General features: G+C 39.6%; 17 protein-coding genes. 12 read left to right on the top strand and 5 right to left on the bottom strand.

Annotated elements, in window-relative coordinates; translation table 11 throughout:
- The first annotated feature begins 66 nt into the window (after window positions 1–66).
- From spxB to manA, 6 genes are all read left to right on the top strand, one after another.
- Window positions 67–1,842 (top strand): pyruvate oxidase, encoded by a 1,776-nt coding sequence (spxB, locus tag SMI_RS07240; RefSeq protein ID WP_000191821.1) that lies wholly within the window; start codon window positions 67–69, stop codon window positions 1,840–1,842.
- Window positions 1,843–1,900: 58 nt separating this feature from the next.
- Window positions 1,901–2,248 (top strand): VOC family protein, encoded by a 348-nt coding sequence (locus SMI_RS07235; RefSeq protein ID WP_001052645.1) that lies wholly within the window; start codon window positions 1,901–1,903, stop codon window positions 2,246–2,248.
- 177 nt (window positions 2,249–2,425) lie between these two features.
- Window positions 2,426–2,632 (top strand): hypothetical protein, encoded by a 207-nt coding sequence (locus SMI_RS07230; RefSeq protein WP_164925497.1) that lies wholly within the window; start codon window positions 2,426–2,428, stop codon window positions 2,630–2,632.
- Between the two features lie 145 nt (window positions 2,633–2,777).
- Window positions 2,778–4,352, top strand: a complete 1,575-nt coding sequence (locus SMI_RS07225; protein ID WP_001033165.1) for an ATP-binding cassette domain-containing protein — start codon at window positions 2,778–2,780, stop codon at window positions 4,350–4,352.
- A 251-nt stretch (window positions 4,353–4,603) separates the two neighbouring features.
- A complete protein-coding gene (locus SMI_RS07220) occupies window positions 4,604–4,864 on the top strand; it encodes a SemiSWEET family transporter (protein WP_001291476.1) in 261 nt (86 codons plus the stop codon).
- Between the two features lie 258 nt (window positions 4,865–5,122).
- Complete coding sequence (gene manA, locus SMI_RS07215) at window positions 5,123–6,067, top strand: mannose-6-phosphate isomerase, class I (protein WP_001294309.1); 945 nt, start codon at window positions 5,123–5,125, stop codon at window positions 6,065–6,067.
- Between the two features lie 40 nt (window positions 6,068–6,107).
- On the opposite strand, the gene SMI_RS07210 is transcribed toward manA, so the two are convergent.
- Window positions 6,108–7,448: a sodium-dependent transporter gene (locus SMI_RS07210; protein WP_012972545.1), complete on the bottom strand. Its 1,341-nt coding sequence runs from the start codon at window positions 7,446–7,448 to the stop codon at window positions 6,108–6,110.
- A gap of 235 nt (window positions 7,449–7,683) precedes the next feature.
- Here SMI_RS07210 and SMI_RS07205 point away from each other — a divergent pair, with 235 nt between their 5' ends.
- The gene (locus SMI_RS07205; RefSeq protein WP_000274796.1) at window positions 7,684–8,424 is read left to right on the top strand and encodes a MerR family transcriptional regulator; all 741 of its coding nucleotides are present in this window, start codon (window positions 7,684–7,686) and stop codon (window positions 8,422–8,424) included.
- Window positions 8,425–8,465: 41 nt separating this feature from the next.
- On the opposite strand, the gene SMI_RS07200 is transcribed toward SMI_RS07205, so the two are convergent.
- The 3 genes from SMI_RS07200 to SMI_RS07190 are packed head-to-tail and all read right to left on the bottom strand — an operon-like array spanning window position 8,466 to window position 11,112.
- Complete coding sequence (locus SMI_RS07200; protein WP_000400054.1) at window positions 8,466–8,987, bottom strand: DUF1697 domain-containing protein; 522 nt, start codon at window positions 8,985–8,987, stop codon at window positions 8,466–8,468.
- Window positions 8,988–9,035: 48 nt separating this feature from the next.
- On the bottom strand, window positions 9,036–10,208 hold the full coding sequence (locus SMI_RS07195; RefSeq protein WP_012972544.1) for an NAD(P)/FAD-dependent oxidoreductase: 1,173 nt from the start codon (window positions 10,206–10,208) through the stop codon (window positions 9,036–9,038).
- A gap of 58 nt (window positions 10,209–10,266) precedes the next feature.
- Window positions 10,267–11,112, bottom strand: coding sequence for a DegV family protein (locus SMI_RS07190; RefSeq protein WP_000219921.1), 846 nt, complete (start codon window positions 11,110–11,112; stop codon window positions 10,267–10,269).
- A 124-nt stretch (window positions 11,113–11,236) separates the two neighbouring features.
- Here SMI_RS07190 and SMI_RS07185 point away from each other — a divergent pair, with 124 nt between their 5' ends.
- Both SMI_RS07185 and SMI_RS07180 read left to right on the top strand, forming a co-directional pair.
- On the top strand, window positions 11,237–11,794 hold the full coding sequence (locus SMI_RS07185) for a TetR/AcrR family transcriptional regulator (protein WP_000004134.1): 558 nt from the start codon (window positions 11,237–11,239) through the stop codon (window positions 11,792–11,794).
- A gap of 18 nt (window positions 11,795–11,812) precedes the next feature.
- Entirely contained in the window at window positions 11,813–12,280 is a 468-nt protein-coding gene (locus SMI_RS07180) for a deoxycytidylate deaminase (RefSeq protein ID WP_000136973.1), read from the top strand.
- Between the two features lie 273 nt (window positions 12,281–12,553).
- On the opposite strand, the gene SMI_RS07175 is transcribed toward SMI_RS07180, so the two are convergent.
- Window positions 12,554–13,720, bottom strand: coding sequence for an IS30-like element ISSmi1 family transposase (locus tag SMI_RS07175; protein WP_000163009.1), 1,167 nt, complete (start codon window positions 13,718–13,720; stop codon window positions 12,554–12,556).
- Between the two features lie 204 nt (window positions 13,721–13,924).
- On the opposite strand from SMI_RS07175, the gene upp reads away from it, so the two are divergent.
- The 3 genes from upp to SMI_RS07160 all read left to right on the top strand — a co-directional run bounded on the left by upp (window position 13,925) and on the right by SMI_RS07160 (window position 15,672).
- Complete coding sequence (gene upp / locus SMI_RS07170) at window positions 13,925–14,554, top strand: uracil phosphoribosyltransferase (RefSeq protein WP_000515974.1); 630 nt, start codon at window positions 13,925–13,927, stop codon at window positions 14,552–14,554.
- A gap of 173 nt (window positions 14,555–14,727) precedes the next feature.
- Complete coding sequence (clpP, locus tag SMI_RS07165) at window positions 14,728–15,318, top strand: ATP-dependent Clp protease proteolytic subunit ClpP (RefSeq protein ID WP_000613465.1); 591 nt, start codon at window positions 14,728–14,730, stop codon at window positions 15,316–15,318.
- A 78-nt stretch (window positions 15,319–15,396) separates the two neighbouring features.
- Window positions 15,397–15,672: a YlbG family protein gene (locus SMI_RS07160; RefSeq protein ID WP_000462119.1), complete on the top strand. Its 276-nt coding sequence runs from the start codon at window positions 15,397–15,399 to the stop codon at window positions 15,670–15,672.
- Window positions 15,673–15,726: the final 54 nt, after the last annotated feature.

The following is a 15,726-nucleotide window of genomic DNA, read 5'->3' as shown; positions in this document are numbered from 1 at the left end:
ACGTTTTCAAAAACTATATGAAACTTTTTTAGTAGATTTAAAAATATTTGAAGGAGAGTTATCATTATGACTCAAGGGAAAATTACTGCATCTGCAGCAATGCTTAATGTATTGAAAACATGGGGCGTAGACACAATCTACGGTATCCCATCAGGAACACTCAGCTCATTGATGGACGCTTTGGCTGAAGACAAAGATATCCGTTTCTTGCAAGTTCGCCACGAAGAAACAGGTGCTCTTGCAGCGGTTATGCAAGCTAAATTCGGCGGCTCAATCGGGGTTGCAGTTGGTTCAGGTGGTCCAGGTGCGACTCACTTGATTAACGGTGTTTACGATGCAGCTATGGATAACACTCCATTCCTAGCAATCCTTGGATCACGTCCAGTTAACGAATTGAACATGGATGCTTTCCAAGAATTGAACCAAAACCCAATGTACAACGGTATCGCTGTATACAACAAACGTGTAGCTTACGCTGAGCAATTGCCAAAAGTTATTGACGAAGCTTGCCGTGCTGCCGTTTCTAAAAAAGGTCCAGCTGTTGTTGAAATCCCAGTAAACTTCGGTTTCCAAGAAATCGACGAAAACTCATACTACGGTTCAGGTTCATACGAACGTTCATTTATCGCTCCTGCTTTGAACGAAGTTGAAATCAACAAAGCTGTTGAAATCTTGAACAATGCTGAACGTCCAGTTATCTATGCTGGTTACGGTGGTGTGAAAGCTGGTGAAGTGATTACTGAATTGTCACGTAAAATCAAAGCACCAATCATCACAACTGGTAAAAACTTTGAAGCTTTCGAATGGAACTATGAAGGTTTGACAGGTTCTGCTTACCGTGTTGGTTGGAAACCAGCTAACGAAGTGGTCTTTGAAGCAGACACAGTTCTTTTCCTTGGTTCAAACTTCCCATTTGCTGAAGTTTACGAAGCATTCAAGAACACTGAAAAATTCATCCAAGTTGATATCGATCCTTACAAACTTGGTAAACGTCATGCCCTTGACGCTTCAATCCTTGGTGACGCAGGTCAAGCAGCTAAAGCTATCCTTGACAAAGTAAACCCAGTTGAATCAACTCCATGGTGGCGTGCAAACGTTAAGAACAACCAAAACTGGCGTGATTACATGAACAAAATCGAAGGTAAAACTGAGGGTGAATTGCAATTGTATCAAGTTTACAATGCAATCAACAAACATGCTGATCAAGACGCTATCTACTCAATCGACGTAGGTGACACTACTCAAACATCTACTCGTCACCTTCACATGACACCTAAGAACATGTGGCGTACATCTCCACTCTTTGCGACAATGGGTATTGCCCTTCCTGGTGGTATCGCTGCTAAGAAAGACAATCCAGATCGCCAAGTATGGAATATCATGGGTGACGGTGCATTCAACATGTGCTACCCAGATGTTATCACAAACGTTCAATACGACCTTCCAGTTATCAACGTTGTCTTCTCAAATGATAAATATGCCTTCATCAAGGACAAATACGAAGACACAAACAAACACTTGTTTGGTTGTGACTTCACAAACGCTGACTACGCTAAAATTGCTGAAGCTCAAGGAGCTGTTGGATTTACAGTAAACCGTATCGAAGATATCGATGCAGTTGTTGCAGAAGCTGTTAAATTGAATAAAGAAGGTAAAACTGTTGTGATCGATGCTCGCATCACTCCACACCGTCCACTTCCAGTAGAAGTACTTGAATTGGATCCAAAACTTCACTCAGAAGAAGCAATCAAAGCCTTCAAGGAAAAATACGAAGCAGAAGAACTCGTACCATTCCGTCTCTTCTTGGAAGAAGAAGGGTTGCAATCACGCGCAATTAAATAATCCCTTCGTGGAACTTAAAAAGATCGGAGCAATCCGGTCTTTTTATGGAGGATAGTAAATGAATTTAAATCAATTAGATATTATCGTTTCAGATGTTCCCCAAGTCTGTGCCGACTTGGAGCGTATTTTGGATAAAAAGTCCGATTATGTTGATGACAGTTTTGCTCAGTTTACGATTGGCAGTCACTGTCTGATGTTGTCCCAAAATCATTTGATTCCTTTGGAAGAGTTTCAGTCAGGAATCATTCTTCATATCGAGGTTGAGGATCTAAATCAGAATTACCAACGTTTAAAAGAGATTGGTGTCGAGATTTTACACGGTCCTTGTGAAACGGATTGGGGAACAGAGTCCTTATTAGTTAAAGGTCCTGCTGGTTTAGTGCTTGATTTTTATCGTATGAAATAGGTAGCTTAATCATTTGAAGTTAACCTTAACTATTTTTAAAACAGAAATTGAGAATATAAATTATAAAAAGATCGGAGCAATCCGGTCTTTTTAATATAAAGCAATTGCATATAAACAATTGACAGCGTTTTTCTAATATATTATAATAAAAATATAACAGTATAAAACAAGATACATATGAAAGGATGGTTTTTATCTGTTAGAGAAGATTGTAAAACATGTCCCTTTGTTTTGATTTGTAAATCAAGCTTTTGTCCAATGGCCAAGCATATTACGGAATTAAGTTCTTCTGTGATTTGTAAGAATATGCAAGAGAAAATTCGTAAAAATCTAGCACTTTATGCTATTTCTGGATGCTATGAAGATATTTTAGATGTGGACTAGAGAGGGGTAAGCAAAAATGTCTATCAAGAAAAACAAAAAGGTTGTAAAAAAACTGAAGCTGTAAGCAATAATTGTAATGTTTGTAAAATTTATATAATAAAAATGGAGAGGAGTGCTAGCATCTCTCTTTTTCTAGGAGGGCATTATGAATAAAATATTTCACTATCTGGATAAGAAAACGAAGTTTTATACTATCATCGGTGCACTGGCAAATGGAGGTTTGGCTCTTGCTCAACCCTTAGTCGTATCACAAGCCTTGTCCTTAAATCAAGGAGAGCTGACTTATGCTAAAATCATACAGTTTACTGTTTTTGGCTTTACAGTATACTTCGTCTTGTATAGCTTAATGCTCTTTTGTAATCATACACATAATGTTTTTAGACGTGAAATTCAAATGAATATGAGGGCAGATTTATTTGACAAGCTGATGATAAATAAAGATTTTAATGAAGATGAAAAAATCACCATGCTCACACAAGATATGGAGTATTTGGGGGATAATTACTTAGAAAAATACGTTAATATCATTTGCTGGAGCTTTGTAGCATTACTAACAGCGATTTATATTATTTCGCAAAATTTGTTACTAGGTAGTATTTTTGTCTTTTTCACTATTTTACGTCCTATTCCTCAGTTCTTGATGAATAAAAGTCTCAAACACACTGGTGATGACATGGCGCAAGGCAGAGTAGAAGTTCATAATCAAGTATCTGATAGTATCCGAGGGGCACATACTCTACTCATGAACCAAGCAATTTCTGAAAATCAGAACAGATTTTGGAAGATTAATAGACATTATCAACTAGCCATTCAAAAATTTTGCTTTACCCATAATATAATTTTCTTTTGCAACGGTTTCATGGTCTTTTTAAGCCAAGTTTTACCACTTGTTTTAGGTTTTTACTTTGCTATGGCTGGGCAGAAAGTGTCAGTGGCAAGTCTTGTTGCCATGTACATCGCAGCAGGTCAGCTAGTGAGTCCTATTCAGACTATTATGTATGATGCTGTAGATATACAAGGGGCAAAAACAACAGCAGATAAGATTTTTGGAGTATTAGAAATTGGAGATGTAAAACAGATAGATAAAAAAGATGCGCAAGAATTGAATGCTCTGCACATTAAAAATTTAAGTAAATCCTATGGTGACAGACAACTTTTTACTCATCTAAATTTGGATGTTCAAGCAGGTCAGAAAGTGTTAATCAAAGGACCGAGTGGTTGTGGGAAGTCAACCTTGTTTCGACTCATTACTGGAGAAGAAATTGCAGATGAGGGAGAAATTATCGGTGTGACAACTGTTAATGAATGTACATCAAGTTTTGTATCCAGTATAGGAATTATTAGCCAACACCCATTTCTCTTTAACGATACAGTACGTTACAATTTGACCTTAGGGCAAGAATTTTCTGAGGAAGAGTTGCTTGCCGTTTTGAAACAAGTCAAACTAGATTTTGAATTGACGGGTGGGATGGATTTTATTATCAAAAATAACGGGGAGAATATTTCTGGAGGACAAAGAGTAAGGATTGAATTGGCACGTTTTCTTCTTCGTAAAAAAAATCTGTTATTGGCTGATGAAGTGACCGCAGCCCTAGACAAAGAAAACGCCTTCATGGTACATGAACTACTATTTTCTCTTCCTGTTATGATGTTAGAAATTGCCCATCATATTGATGATGAAAGTAGGTATCAACAAGTTGTAGATTTAGGAAAATATTGACTCTGGCTTAAAAGTCAGTTTTATCAGAAAATAAAGTAAATATTTCAGCAATAAAACACCTAGTATAAAGATTTTTCAATACATAATAATATGCGTTTTTCTGATTATATATACTTTTCCTAACTTCACTCTTCTTTCTTATCACAAGATTGTGATAGTTTACATTTTTATAACAAAACTCTCAAACTCTTGCTTGTTTTTACATCATATTATAAAATAAAAAGCATAAAAGAATAAAAGAGGTTTTGAAAATGTCCGAAAAACAAATGAAAGTTTTGGGTTGGGTAGCGACCTTCATGTCTGTTATGATGTATGTGTCTTACTTCCCACAAATTATGAACAATCTGGCTGGTCAAAAAGGAAATTTCATCCAGCCCTTGGTTGCTGCTATCAACTGTAGTCTCTGGGTTTACTACGGTCTTTTCAAGAAAGAAAGAGATATTCCCCTTGCTGCTGCCAATGCTCCAGGTATCGTTTTTGGCCTTGTAACGGCTATTACAGCTTTGATTTAAAAAGAAGACTGGTTTCAGTTTTGTTCGTTTATGAAAATAGATGCTTCATTAAAGTAATTTTTGAATGAGAGTTGAGGGAAAAAGTCCAGTGACAGCTAGCTTTACGAGAGTCTTTTATGTTCGTCTCTATCAAAGAAAAAAGTATATCGTTACTATTTTTATAAAATCTTCTCCCTACTTTATAAGATGTGAAAAAGAGTTCAACTGGAACTCTTTTTTTGCTATAATGAGGGGAGAAAAATCAGATAGGAGTTCAAGATGTCAGAACCATTATTTTTACAATCAGTTATGCAAGAAAAAATTTGGGGTGGTACCAAGCTACGTGATGAGTTTGGATACGACATCCCAAGTGAAAAAATCGGAGAATATTGGGCCATCTCAGCCCATCCAAATGGTGTTTCTAAAGTTGCCAATGGTCGCTACGAGGGAACAGATCTTGCTACTTTGTATGCAGAGCACCGTGAATTGTTTGGTAATCGTCCAGAACCTGTATTTCCACTGTTGACCAAAATTCTGGATGCTAACGACTGGCTCAGTGTCCAAGTTCACCCAGATGATGCTTATGGATTAGAGCATGAAGGTGAACTCGGAAAAACAGAGTGCTGGTACATTATCGCTGCAGATGAAGGTTCAGAGATTATCTATGGTCATAATGCCAAGTCAAAAGAAGAACTCCGTCAGCAAATCGAGGACAAGAATTGGGATGACTTGTTGACAAAAGTGCCAGTGAAGGCTGGAGATTTCTTCTATGTGCCGAGTGGCACCATGCATGCTATCGGTGCAGGCATCTTGATTCTTGAAACCCAACAGTCTAGCGATACCACGTACCGTGTCTATGACTTTGACCGTAAGGATGATAATGGCAACTTGCGTGAACTTCACCTTGAAAAATCTATTGATGTTTTGAACATTGGCGAGCCTGCTAATAGCCGTCCTGTAACTGTTAAAGCTGATGATTTGCGTTCAACTTTACTTGTCTCTAATGATTTCTTTGCAGTTTACAAGTGGGAAATTTCTGGAAAAGTTGACTTCGAAAAGACAGCTGACTACAGCTTATTGAGTGTCTTGGCTGGTCAAGGTCAACTGACTGTCGATGGGAAAAACTATCCAATCCAAAAAGGCAGCCACTTTATCTTACCAAGTGATGTTGAAGCTTGGACCTTGGAAGGACAAGATTTGGAATTGATTGTTAGCCATCCATAAAAAAGAAAGGGCCTGAGTTCACTACTCAAGTCCTTTTTGATTACATAAATTGGGCGATGAAGACCACGATGATGATGATTGGAATGATAAAACGAAGAAGGAAGAGCCAGACTTGGAATAGTCCCTGTTTCCATGCTGTTTCATCGAGATGGAGTTCCTCCATAGCAAGAGCCTTTTTAAAGATATAGCCTGTAAAAAGTGAAAGGCAGAGAGCTCCAAATGGCATAAGGAGATTGGAAACTAAGAAGTCCATAGCGTCAAAGAAGGTCTTCCCAAAGATGTGAACATCCGCCATGACACCGTAAGATAGGGCTGAAGGAATTCCAAAGACAAAGGTCAAGATTCCTAAAATAGCACTCCATTTAGCACGCTTGCTGTTGTCCTGGTTGGTGATATTGCCCACATTGATTTCCAGCATAACAACGGAAGAAGTGACCGTCGCAAAGAGGAAGAGCAAGAGGAAGAGGATGTAGAAAATAGTTCCAAAAGGCATCTTGTCAAATAGTTGAGGCAAGACGATAAAGAGCAAGCTTGGTCCCCCTTCAGACTGGATATTGAAGGCTGACATGGCTGGGAAAATGGCTAGACCTGCCATGATGGATACCGAGATATTCATGGCTACAATGGAAATCCCTGATTGGACCAGATTGGTTTTCTTGTCCAAGTAAGAAGCATAGGTCAGCATGGCTGTAACTCCTAGTGAGAGGGCAAAGAAAGATTGTCCCAGAGCATAGAGGAGACCAGCACTGGTCAGTTTTGAAAAGTCTGGTTTGAGGAAGTAGAGAACGCCTTCCATGGCATTTGGTAAACTGAGAGAGCGCCCGATAATGACAACAAAGATAATAAAGAGCAGGGGCATCATAACCTTAGATGCTCTTTCAATCCCTTTCTGAACACCACGTGATACAATAAAGATATTCAACAGGATAAAGGCTGCTTGAGCTCCTAGGGCAATGGCTGGATTTGAAATGATTGAAGTAAATAACTGAGCGTAATCACTAGTTACACCAAGTTGGAACAATTTTCCAAACTCAATACCCAGATAAACTAGAATCCATCCTCCAATAACACTGTAGAAAGATAAGAGGATAAAGAGGGCAAAGGCACCAATCCAACCGATGAAGTTGTACTTGCCATTCTTGCCCAGTTTTCCAAAGGTTTTAATCCCAGAGACCCCAGCACTTCGGCCGAGGGCAAATTCAGCTAGCAAAAGAGGGAAACCGATTAAAATAGTGGAGATAAGAAAGACCAGTAAAAAGCCTCCTCCACCATTAGCAGCAGTCATGTAGGGGAATTTCCAAACGGCACCAAGTCCGATGGCTGATCCAGCAGATGCTAGGATAAAGCCAAGTTTAGAACCCCATTGCGATTTTTCAGACATAGTTAAACTCCTAAAATTAGTGATACAAAAGAAAAAGCTACTGCCCTTGGCAACTAGCCTCATAAGTACTCAAAACGAGCCTTTCTTTTGATTGATAGACTTGACTATCCTATCATGTTTTCTAAGGTCTGTCAAGAAAACTATTTTCATGTTATGATAAAGTAAAAAAATTTCGCAAAAACGCTTGACTTTGACCTAAGGGGAGGGGTTATACTATCATTGTAAGGAGGAAATCATGTACCATATAAAAGAAGCCGCCCAGCTTTCGGGTGTCTCTGTCAAGACCCTACACCACTACGACAAGATAGGACTCTTAGTTCCTTTAAAGTCGGGAAACGGCTATCGAATCTACAGTAAAGAGGATTTGGAACGCCTTCAGGTTATTCTTTATTACAAATATCTAGGCTTTTCTTTAGAAAAAATAGCAGAGCTATTAAAGGAAGAAAGGGCAGATTTATTGCCTCATTTGACCAGGCAGTTGGACTATTTGACTCGAGAAAGGGAACATCTGGATACCTTGATTTCCACCTTGCAAAAAACCATTCAAGAACAAAAAGGAGAAAGAGAAATGAGCATTCAAGAGAAATTTGCTGGATTTAACTACCAAGACCATCAAAAATATCACCAAGAGGCGGTAGAGAAGTATGGACAAGAAGTCATGGACCAAGCGCTGGAGCGCCAGAAAGGTCACGAAGACGAGGCTACGGCTGCCTTCAACCAAGTTTTTCAAGCCTTAGCACAAAATCTTCAAGCTGGTCTACCTGTAACAGCAACCGAAAATCAAGAAGAAGCCGCTAAACTCTTGCAAGCCATTCGGACTTATGGATTTGACTGCTCCGTTGAAGTCTTCGGTCATATCGGTAAAGGCTACGTCTACAACCCAGAATTTAAGGAAAACATTGACAAATTTGGACCTGGAACAGCCCAGTACACATCAGATGTGATTGCCCACTATGTCCAAACTCAGACAAAATAAAATCGGAGGAGTATTCTTCCGATTTTTACTAAATTCAAGTACTACTTGCTTAATAATTTTTCTACCACATTTAGTTTTCGCATGGTCAAATCTACATTGAAAAGTTTTTCAAGATAGTTAGTATTGAGCTTTTTTTGTTTTGCAGTTCTAGGGAGATAGAGGTAGAGACAATGGTTACCGACACAAATTTCTTCTTCACCGTAATCAATTTTTAATTTTTCTAAAGGAAGACTTTGAATAGGTTCTTGATAAAAAATCACGTGTACACGGTCATAAAGATAGTGTTCTCCAAACGGATTTTCTTGGACAATGTTTTTAAAAATATCCTTATTCTTAATGATTATTTTGAGATCGGCTCCAATCTTTTCCTTTATTAGAGTATGAACCTGTTCTCGTATTTCTTCGAGAGATAAGTTACTTTCAAGAATAATATTTCCACTTTGAATATAAGTTCGAACTTGTTGAAAACCAGCTTCTGTCAAGATATCTACTAGATAAGACATTTTAGGGATAGCATTTTTTCCATTAGGAGTCACTCCCCTTAACAAGATAATATGTTCCAAAGGACTTCCTTTCTTTTGGGGTTGATTTAGCCATTGAATAATTTAGATTTAGATTGGGTTTGATCCTGCCACCCAGCCGGTACAGAGGGCAGAAGTGATGTTAAAGCCCCCCGTATGGGCGTTGATATCCAGTACTTCGCCAGCAAAGTGGAGTCCAGGGACTAGTTTACTTTCCAAAGTTTTAGGATTGATTTCCTTGAGACTGACGCCCCCTTTGGTAACAAAGGATTTGGCTAGGGACGTTTTGCCAGTCACAGGGATTTTGAGGTCCTTGATAGACTGGATAAGTTGTTCTCGTTCCTTTTCAGTCAGTTGTTTGACTTTTTCAGGATAGACTTGCACAAAAAATTCAGCCAAGCGCTCAGGTAATAAAGATTTTAAAGCATTTTTCAAAGATTTTTCCCGATTTTCTTCTAGAAATGCAGCCAAGTCTTTCTCAGAAAGTTGAGGCAAAACATCCAGTGAGAGAATCTCCCCACCCTTGACAAAGCTGGATATACGCAGGGCAGCAGGGCCAGACAAACCAAAGTGGGTAAAGAGCAAATCGTGAGTGATGACATGCTTGCCATAACTTAGAGTCACATCATCCAGCGAAATCCCCTGTAAGGCTTTATGTGGAAAATCTGTCAATAAAGGACTTTCAGCGGCCTCAAGCTCGGTAATGGTATGCTTGAAATGACGGGCAATCTCGTGACCAAAACCAGTTGAACCAGTAGAAGGATAGGATTTCCCACCAGTTGTGACAATAAGTTTCTCACAAGTGAAGCTTTGGTCTGCGGACTTAAGGACAAACTGGTCATCTATCTTTTTAACCGAAACAATTTCGGTTTGAGTAGCAACTTGACCACCTAGCTCAGTGATTTTCTTTTCCAAAGCCTCGATTATGGTTCGCGATTTGTCGCTGGCCGGAAAGACGCGGCCGTGATCCTCGACCTTAAGTTTGACTCCATTTTCCGTAAAAAAGTTAATGATATCATGGTTATCAAACTGGGAGAAGACACTGTAAAGAAAGCGCCCATTTCCAGGGATACCAGCTAGCAGGTCGTCTAAGCTACCATTGTTGGTCACATTGCAACGTCCCCCACCAGTCCCAGCTAATTTTTTTCCAAGTTTCCGATTTTTTTCGATGAGGAGGGTTTTCTGTCCATAAAAGCTACTGGAAATTGTAGCCATCATTCCAGCAGGTCCTCCACCGATGACAATAGTATCAAAATGTTTCATAGCTCTATTGTAGCACAAAAAAAACAAGAGATGAAGTCACCTCTTGTCAAGAATGCAATTAATCAATTTCATATCCCATTAGCAAACCACCATCTTCTGCATAGAAACTGCAGAGACCAGATGTTGGGAGAATTTTAATATCCGCCTGTGGGAAATTTTCACGGATTCGGTCTGAAAGCTGTTGGCAACATTTCTCGTTATTGCGTTGAGCCATGACAATACGACCACCAGCATATCCTGCTTTTACTAACTCCTCATAGGCTGCCTGAACTGCTTTCTTTGGTCCTCGTGCTTTTTGTAGCAATTCAAGGGTTCCAGTTTCACTAGCTTCTCCGACCATACGAATGTTGAGAAGGCCAACGACTGTACCGATAAGCTTGCTCAAACGGCCGTTCTTCACCAAGTTATCGACTTTGGCTAGGACAAAGAGCAACTTGGTTTTTTCTTGATAGGCAGTGATAGCTTCAACCACTTCTTCAAAAGATAAGCCCTGGTCAATCAAGTCATTCAATTTTTCTAGGAGCAAGTCAACTTCCCCACCAGCAGACAAACTATCAATTACATGAATCTTAGTGTCAGGATGGTCTTCCAGATAAATATTCTTGGCCAGTTGAGCACTATTGTGGCTGCCAGAAAGAGTACCAGTGATGGTTACTAGAAAAATGTTTTTGGCTCCTTCAAATGCTCGCAAATAATCATCTGGGCTTGGACAAGCTGATTTTGAAGCTTCTGCAGTTGCATACATGGTTTCCATCATTTGATCAATGTCAAGACTGGAATCATCAACAAAGATCTGATCAGCTACTTGAATGGTTAAGGGGACACTTACAAAGGTTGTGTCAATAGCTGGTTTTGCCAGTTGACGATAATCACAACCAGAGTCAGCAATAATCTTCCAAGTCATAGAAATTCTCCATCTTTGTCAGTTATACATTGACAAAGGTTCTGTCTTTTTTTACAATTATATCATGAAAGCCCTTGAAACAAAAGCCTCATCCGTCTGTTGTGACAAGTAGAAAGAAAATGTTATGTCTGAACGTAGAATCTCTGAAAAGTCTCTTGAAAATCTCAGAAAATCAAACCAAGAATCTAATTTATTGACTAGAGAAGCTATTGAAACTGCCCTCTTGCAACTCTTGGAAAAAAAGGACCTGACCAAGATTAGTATTTCTGAATTGGTCAAACGTGCAGGAGTTTCTCGTGCAGCCTTTTACCGTAATTATGATTCCAAAGAGGAGATTTTAGAAAGCGTCTTTAAACGAACTGTTCACAATATTATGGAACAGTTGCATCATTATGATTTAAAGACAGACCTTTATCTGGTCTGGGTTCACCTTTTCCGAGAAGCAAGAAAGGAAGCCAGAGTGATTCAACTGGCCTTGGATTACCATCTGGAAAAAATCTTTGTCCAAGCCATGCAGGAATTTCTAGAAAAATACCATGGAAAATCAAAAGGTGTCAGCTCTTATCTTCATTCTTTCTGGAGCTCGGCCATCGTCTCTGTCCTTCTAAAATGGATCAAGGATGGCATGAAGATACCTGCTGAAAAGATTGCGGATTTACGGTTACCATTTTTTAAAAAATAGAGAAAAAGGAGAAAAGAGATGACTGAAAAAAGACTAGCATGGGATGAGTATTTTGCAGCCCAAGCCTTACTAATTGCCAATCGTTCCACTTGTAAACGTGCCAAAGTGGGTGCGATTCTGGTAAAGGACAATAAGGTTATTTCTACTGGTTACAATGGTTCGGTGTCAGGGACCGAGCATTGTATTGATCACGAATGTTTGGTCATTGAAGGCCATTGTGTTCGCACCCTTCACGCTGAGGTCAATGCTATCCTTCAAGGTGCAGAACGTGGTGTTCCTAAAGGATTTACAGCCTATGTGACCCATTTTCCTTGTCTGAACTGTACAAAACAATTGCTGCAGGTCGGTTGCAAGCGCGTGGTTTATATCAACCAGTACCGAATGGACGACTATGCCCAATACCTTTATCAAGAAAAGGGAACAGAATTGACTCATTTACCACTTGAGACAGTACAGGCTGCTCTTAAAGAGGCTGATCTAATGTAAAAATGGTAACTTCTAAAACTAACTTCCAGTTTCCCACAACCTAGCTTTTAGTATGAGAAAAACGCGTGAAATCAGTGGAAATCCGTCTTAGACTAACTTCCACTGGTTTTCTTTTTCTTGATATATAAGGGTTCAAAAGCGAAAAGACTCAGAAAAAAGTGCACGACAAATAGCCCTAAAACAGAGTCGTCTTAGAGTAAATTCCAGTTGCTAGCGTTTAGTGTGAGACTTTTCGATGGTGATAAGATGTGTAGTTAGAGGGGAAAATTCCCTTTATTTCAATAAATCAGGTGATAGGTGTGTGTCTTCTGGTTTGACAAATTGGCAACCCAGAAGAGCAGCGATGTCCTCGCCAAAGGTGAAGGTGAAGATGTCGTAAGCAGATTTTCCTTGAAACTCTTCTCGTTTCAAGGAATTGACATGGGAAATGACTAGATTGACGTCTTTCTGAGTCAGCTGGTCAAAGGAAGTGCCCTTGGGAAGAATGGCTCGCAAAACCGTATGGTTCTTCTCAATCCGCCCCTTCTGGTCAGGACGGCTAGGGTCGCAGAAGTAGAGGTGAGACTTCCCATCAATGTCTCGCTCAAGCTCCTCCACATAGGCGAACTCAGATCCGTTGTCTGTGAGAATGACAGGGAACAGCTGATGGAACGCACACCCTCCGTCCATGACTCTTTCTTTCAAAGCTGCGAATTTAGTGGCGACCTCCAGAGCGGTCTTGTTGTTCAAAAGCAGGGCGAAGAGGAAGTTGCAGAAGGAAACGTTGAAGGTGAGCAGTAGCTTTCCACCAGGTCTGCCGATGACCGTGTCCATTTCCAACCATTTGAAGAAATCATCTGTTTCTCGTAACTCTTGGAAATCTTGATAGGTCCGCCCAATTTTCAGCTCTTTAGGAATAGCTACTTTTCTGGATTTTCTGCGTTCCTTGAACGTGACCATCCGAGGGAAATCAATGGGCTTGGCTGTCAGATAGCCCAGCTTGGCATGCCGATACACCGTAGCTTTCGACACAGGTAGGTTATGTGTCTGAATGATATGGTAGATGCTTTGTTTCTTCTGGATGCCTTGGGTTAAGACCTTGTCCATCTGATAAAAACTTTCCTTGTTTAGGGGAATGCCCTGTCTGGATTCCCTCAACATAGTCTCGTACTGCTCCTGTGCCTTTTTCGCGTAGTAAAGATAGCGGTTAAACCCACAATCCGTCCTCTTTTTTGGACAGTTGTTACAGACATAAGGAGCTTTTTTGAGAAGAGGGCAATCCGTGCAATCAGATTTGACGGATGTTGGATGCATGATGCGATTGCGCTTGATTTCCTTTGAAATCGTTGACGGGTCTTTCCCCATCTTCTCAGCGATGGAACGGAAAGTCTCCTGTTGGCTGATTCCAGTTTGGATGTCAATACGGTCTTCTAGAGTGAGATGTTTTTGTTTTTTCGTCATGAGGTGCCTCCTCACGAAAAGTCTCAGACTTAATTCTAGCATAATTCATCGTCTGAGACTAACTTCCAGTTTTGGGAGAGAGATGGAAGTTACTTTGAGAAGTTACGCTAATGTAAAAATTATCAAAAATAAATGGTTTAGAAAGATTTTTAAACCGTTTTTTGGTATAATAAGAAGAATAAATTGAAAGAAGGAATTCCAAAAATGGGAAAAATTGAAGTTATTAATCACCCGCTGATTCAACACAAATTGTCAATCTTGCGTCGTACAGATACTTCTACAAAAGCTTTTCGTGAGCTAGTAGATGAGATTGCAATGTTGATGGGGTATGAAGTACTTCGTGATCTTCCACTAGAAGATGTGGAAATCGAAACACCAATTACAAAAACAGTTCAAAAACAATTGGCAGGTAAGAAATTGGCCATCGTTCCAATCTTGCGTGCAGGTATCGGGATGGTTGATGGGCTCTTGAGCTTAGTTCCAGCTGCTAAAGTTGGCCACATCGGTATGTACCGTGATGAAGAAACACTTCAACCAGTTGAATACTTGGTGAAATTGCCTGAAGATATTGACCAACGTCAAATTTTTGTAGTAGACCCAATGTTGGCAACAGGTGGTTCAGCAATCTTGGCTGTTGACTCACTTAAAAAACGTGGAGCATCAAATATCAAATTTGTCTGCCTTGTATCTGCTCCAGAAGGTGTAAAAGCCCTTCAAGAAGCTCATCCGGATGTAGAAATCTTTACAGCAGCCTTGGATGAACGCTTGAACGAACACGGTTATATCGTTCCAGGTCTTGGAGATGCTGGTGACCGCTTGTTCGGTACGAAATAAAATCTAAAAGAAGATTGACTTGGAAAAGGATTTCCAGTCGTGAAAGGAGGTTGAATTTTTGTTTCTGTCTAATGAAAACAGAGCAAAAATTTGACCTTTTTTGACCAATGTATTATAATAGTTTTATCTTTAGTCATTTGACCAACAAAAATAAAACTCAAAAGGAGAAATGAATGATTCCTGTAGTTATTGAACAAACAAGCCGTGGAGAACGTTCTTACGATATATACTCACGTCTTCTCAAAGACCGCATCATTATGCTGACAGGTCCCGTTGAAGACAATATGGCTAACTCTGTTATTGCCCAGTTGCTTTTCTTGGATGCCCAAGATAGTACAAAAGATATTTACCTTTATGTCAATACACCTGGTGGTTCCGTTTCAGCTGGTTTGGCAATCGTTGATACCATGAACTTTATCAAGGCAGATGTCCAAACCATCGTTATGGGAATGGCTGCATCTATGGGTACAGTCATTGCATCAAGTGGAGCAAAAGGCAAACGTTTCATGCTTCCAAATGCAGAGTATATGATCCACCAACCAATGGGTGGTACAGGTGGTGGTACTCAACAAACCGATATGGCGATTGCTGCAGAACATTTGCTTAAAACTCGTAAAACCTTGGAAAAAATCTTGGCTGAAAATTCAGGTCAGTCAATCGAAAAAGTCCACGCAGATGCAGAACGCGATAACTGGATGAGCGCCCAAGAAACACTCGAATATGGCTTTATTGATGAAATCATGGCTAACAATTCATTGAACTAATGATCAAAAAAGGCAAACTCGACTGGGTTTGCTTTTTTTGGTATAATAGGGAGAGATTTCTTAGAAAGAGGATTCATCATGTTTGAAAAAGTCAATCGATCTGGCTTGATTATCTATCTTTACTATAATCGTGATGCCAAAAAACTGCAGGATTATGGAGATATTACCTATCATTCCAAGAAACATCGTTACTTACAACTCTATGTTCCAACTCAAGAAGTAGAGCAATTGATTGGGCGCTTGAGCAAGGAAAAATTTATTAAAAAAGTTAGAGTTTGTCATATCCAAGAGTTGGAAACACCCTTTGTGGGCAATCTTTATCGAGAGGAAAACGTTATCATCGGAAAAATTTAAGAAAAGTGTTGACAATTTTCTGATAATTCGGTATATTCTTAACAGACTATTTAA

Source organism: Streptococcus mitis B6 (assembly GCF_000027165.1).
In the GTDB taxonomy this organism is placed as follows: Bacteria; Bacillota; Bacilli; order Lactobacillales; family Streptococcaceae; genus Streptococcus; species Streptococcus mitis_AR.
The sequence above is the reverse complement of the archived record's forward strand: the minus strand, read 5'-3'. Positions and strand labels throughout refer to the sequence as shown.

Bases quoted from the DNA above. Each gene is read 5' to 3' on its own strand.
- upp (WP_000515974.1), top strand. From the start codon at position 13,925: ATGGGAAAAATTGAAGTTATTAATCACCCGCTGATTCAACACAAATTG.
- SMI_RS07225 (WP_001033165.1), top strand. From the start codon at position 2,778: ATGAATAAAATATTTCACTATCTGGATAAGAAAACGAAGTTTTATACT.
- manA (WP_001294309.1), top strand. From the start codon at position 5,123: ATGTCAGAACCATTATTTTTACAATCAGTTATGCAAGAAAAAATTTGG.
- SMI_RS07235 (WP_001052645.1), top strand. From the start codon at position 1,901: ATGAATTTAAATCAATTAGATATTATCGTTTCAGATGTTCCCCAAGTC.
- SMI_RS07230 (WP_164925497.1), top strand. From the start codon at position 2,426: ATGAAAGGATGGTTTTTATCTGTTAGAGAAGATTGTAAAACATGTCCC.
- SMI_RS07220 (WP_001291476.1), top strand. From the start codon at position 4,604: ATGTCCGAAAAACAAATGAAAGTTTTGGGTTGGGTAGCGACCTTCATG.
- SMI_RS07160 (WP_000462119.1), top strand. From the start codon at position 15,397: ATGTTTGAAAAAGTCAATCGATCTGGCTTGATTATCTATCTTTACTAT.
- SMI_RS07185 (WP_000004134.1), top strand. From the start codon at position 11,237: ATGTCTGAACGTAGAATCTCTGAAAAGTCTCTTGAAAATCTCAGAAAA.
- clpP (WP_000613465.1), top strand. From the start codon at position 14,728: ATGATTCCTGTAGTTATTGAACAAACAAGCCGTGGAGAACGTTCTTAC.
- SMI_RS07210 (WP_012972545.1), bottom strand. From the start codon at position 7,448: ATGTCTGAAAAATCGCAATGGGGTTCTAAACTTGGCTTTATCCTAGCA.
- SMI_RS07175 (WP_000163009.1), bottom strand. From the start codon at position 13,720: ATGACGAAAAAACAAAAACATCTCACTCTAGAAGACCGTATTGACATC.
- SMI_RS07205 (WP_000274796.1), top strand. From the start codon at position 7,684: ATGTACCATATAAAAGAAGCCGCCCAGCTTTCGGGTGTCTCTGTCAAG.
- spxB (WP_000191821.1), top strand. From the start codon at position 67: ATGACTCAAGGGAAAATTACTGCATCTGCAGCAATGCTTAATGTATTG.
- SMI_RS07195 (WP_012972544.1), bottom strand. From the start codon at position 10,208: ATGAAACATTTTGATACTATTGTCATCGGTGGAGGACCTGCTGGAATG.
- SMI_RS07180 (WP_000136973.1), top strand. From the start codon at position 11,813: ATGACTGAAAAAAGACTAGCATGGGATGAGTATTTTGCAGCCCAAGCC.
- SMI_RS07190 (WP_000219921.1), bottom strand. From the start codon at position 11,112: ATGACTTGGAAGATTATTGCTGACTCTGGTTGTGATTATCGTCAACTG.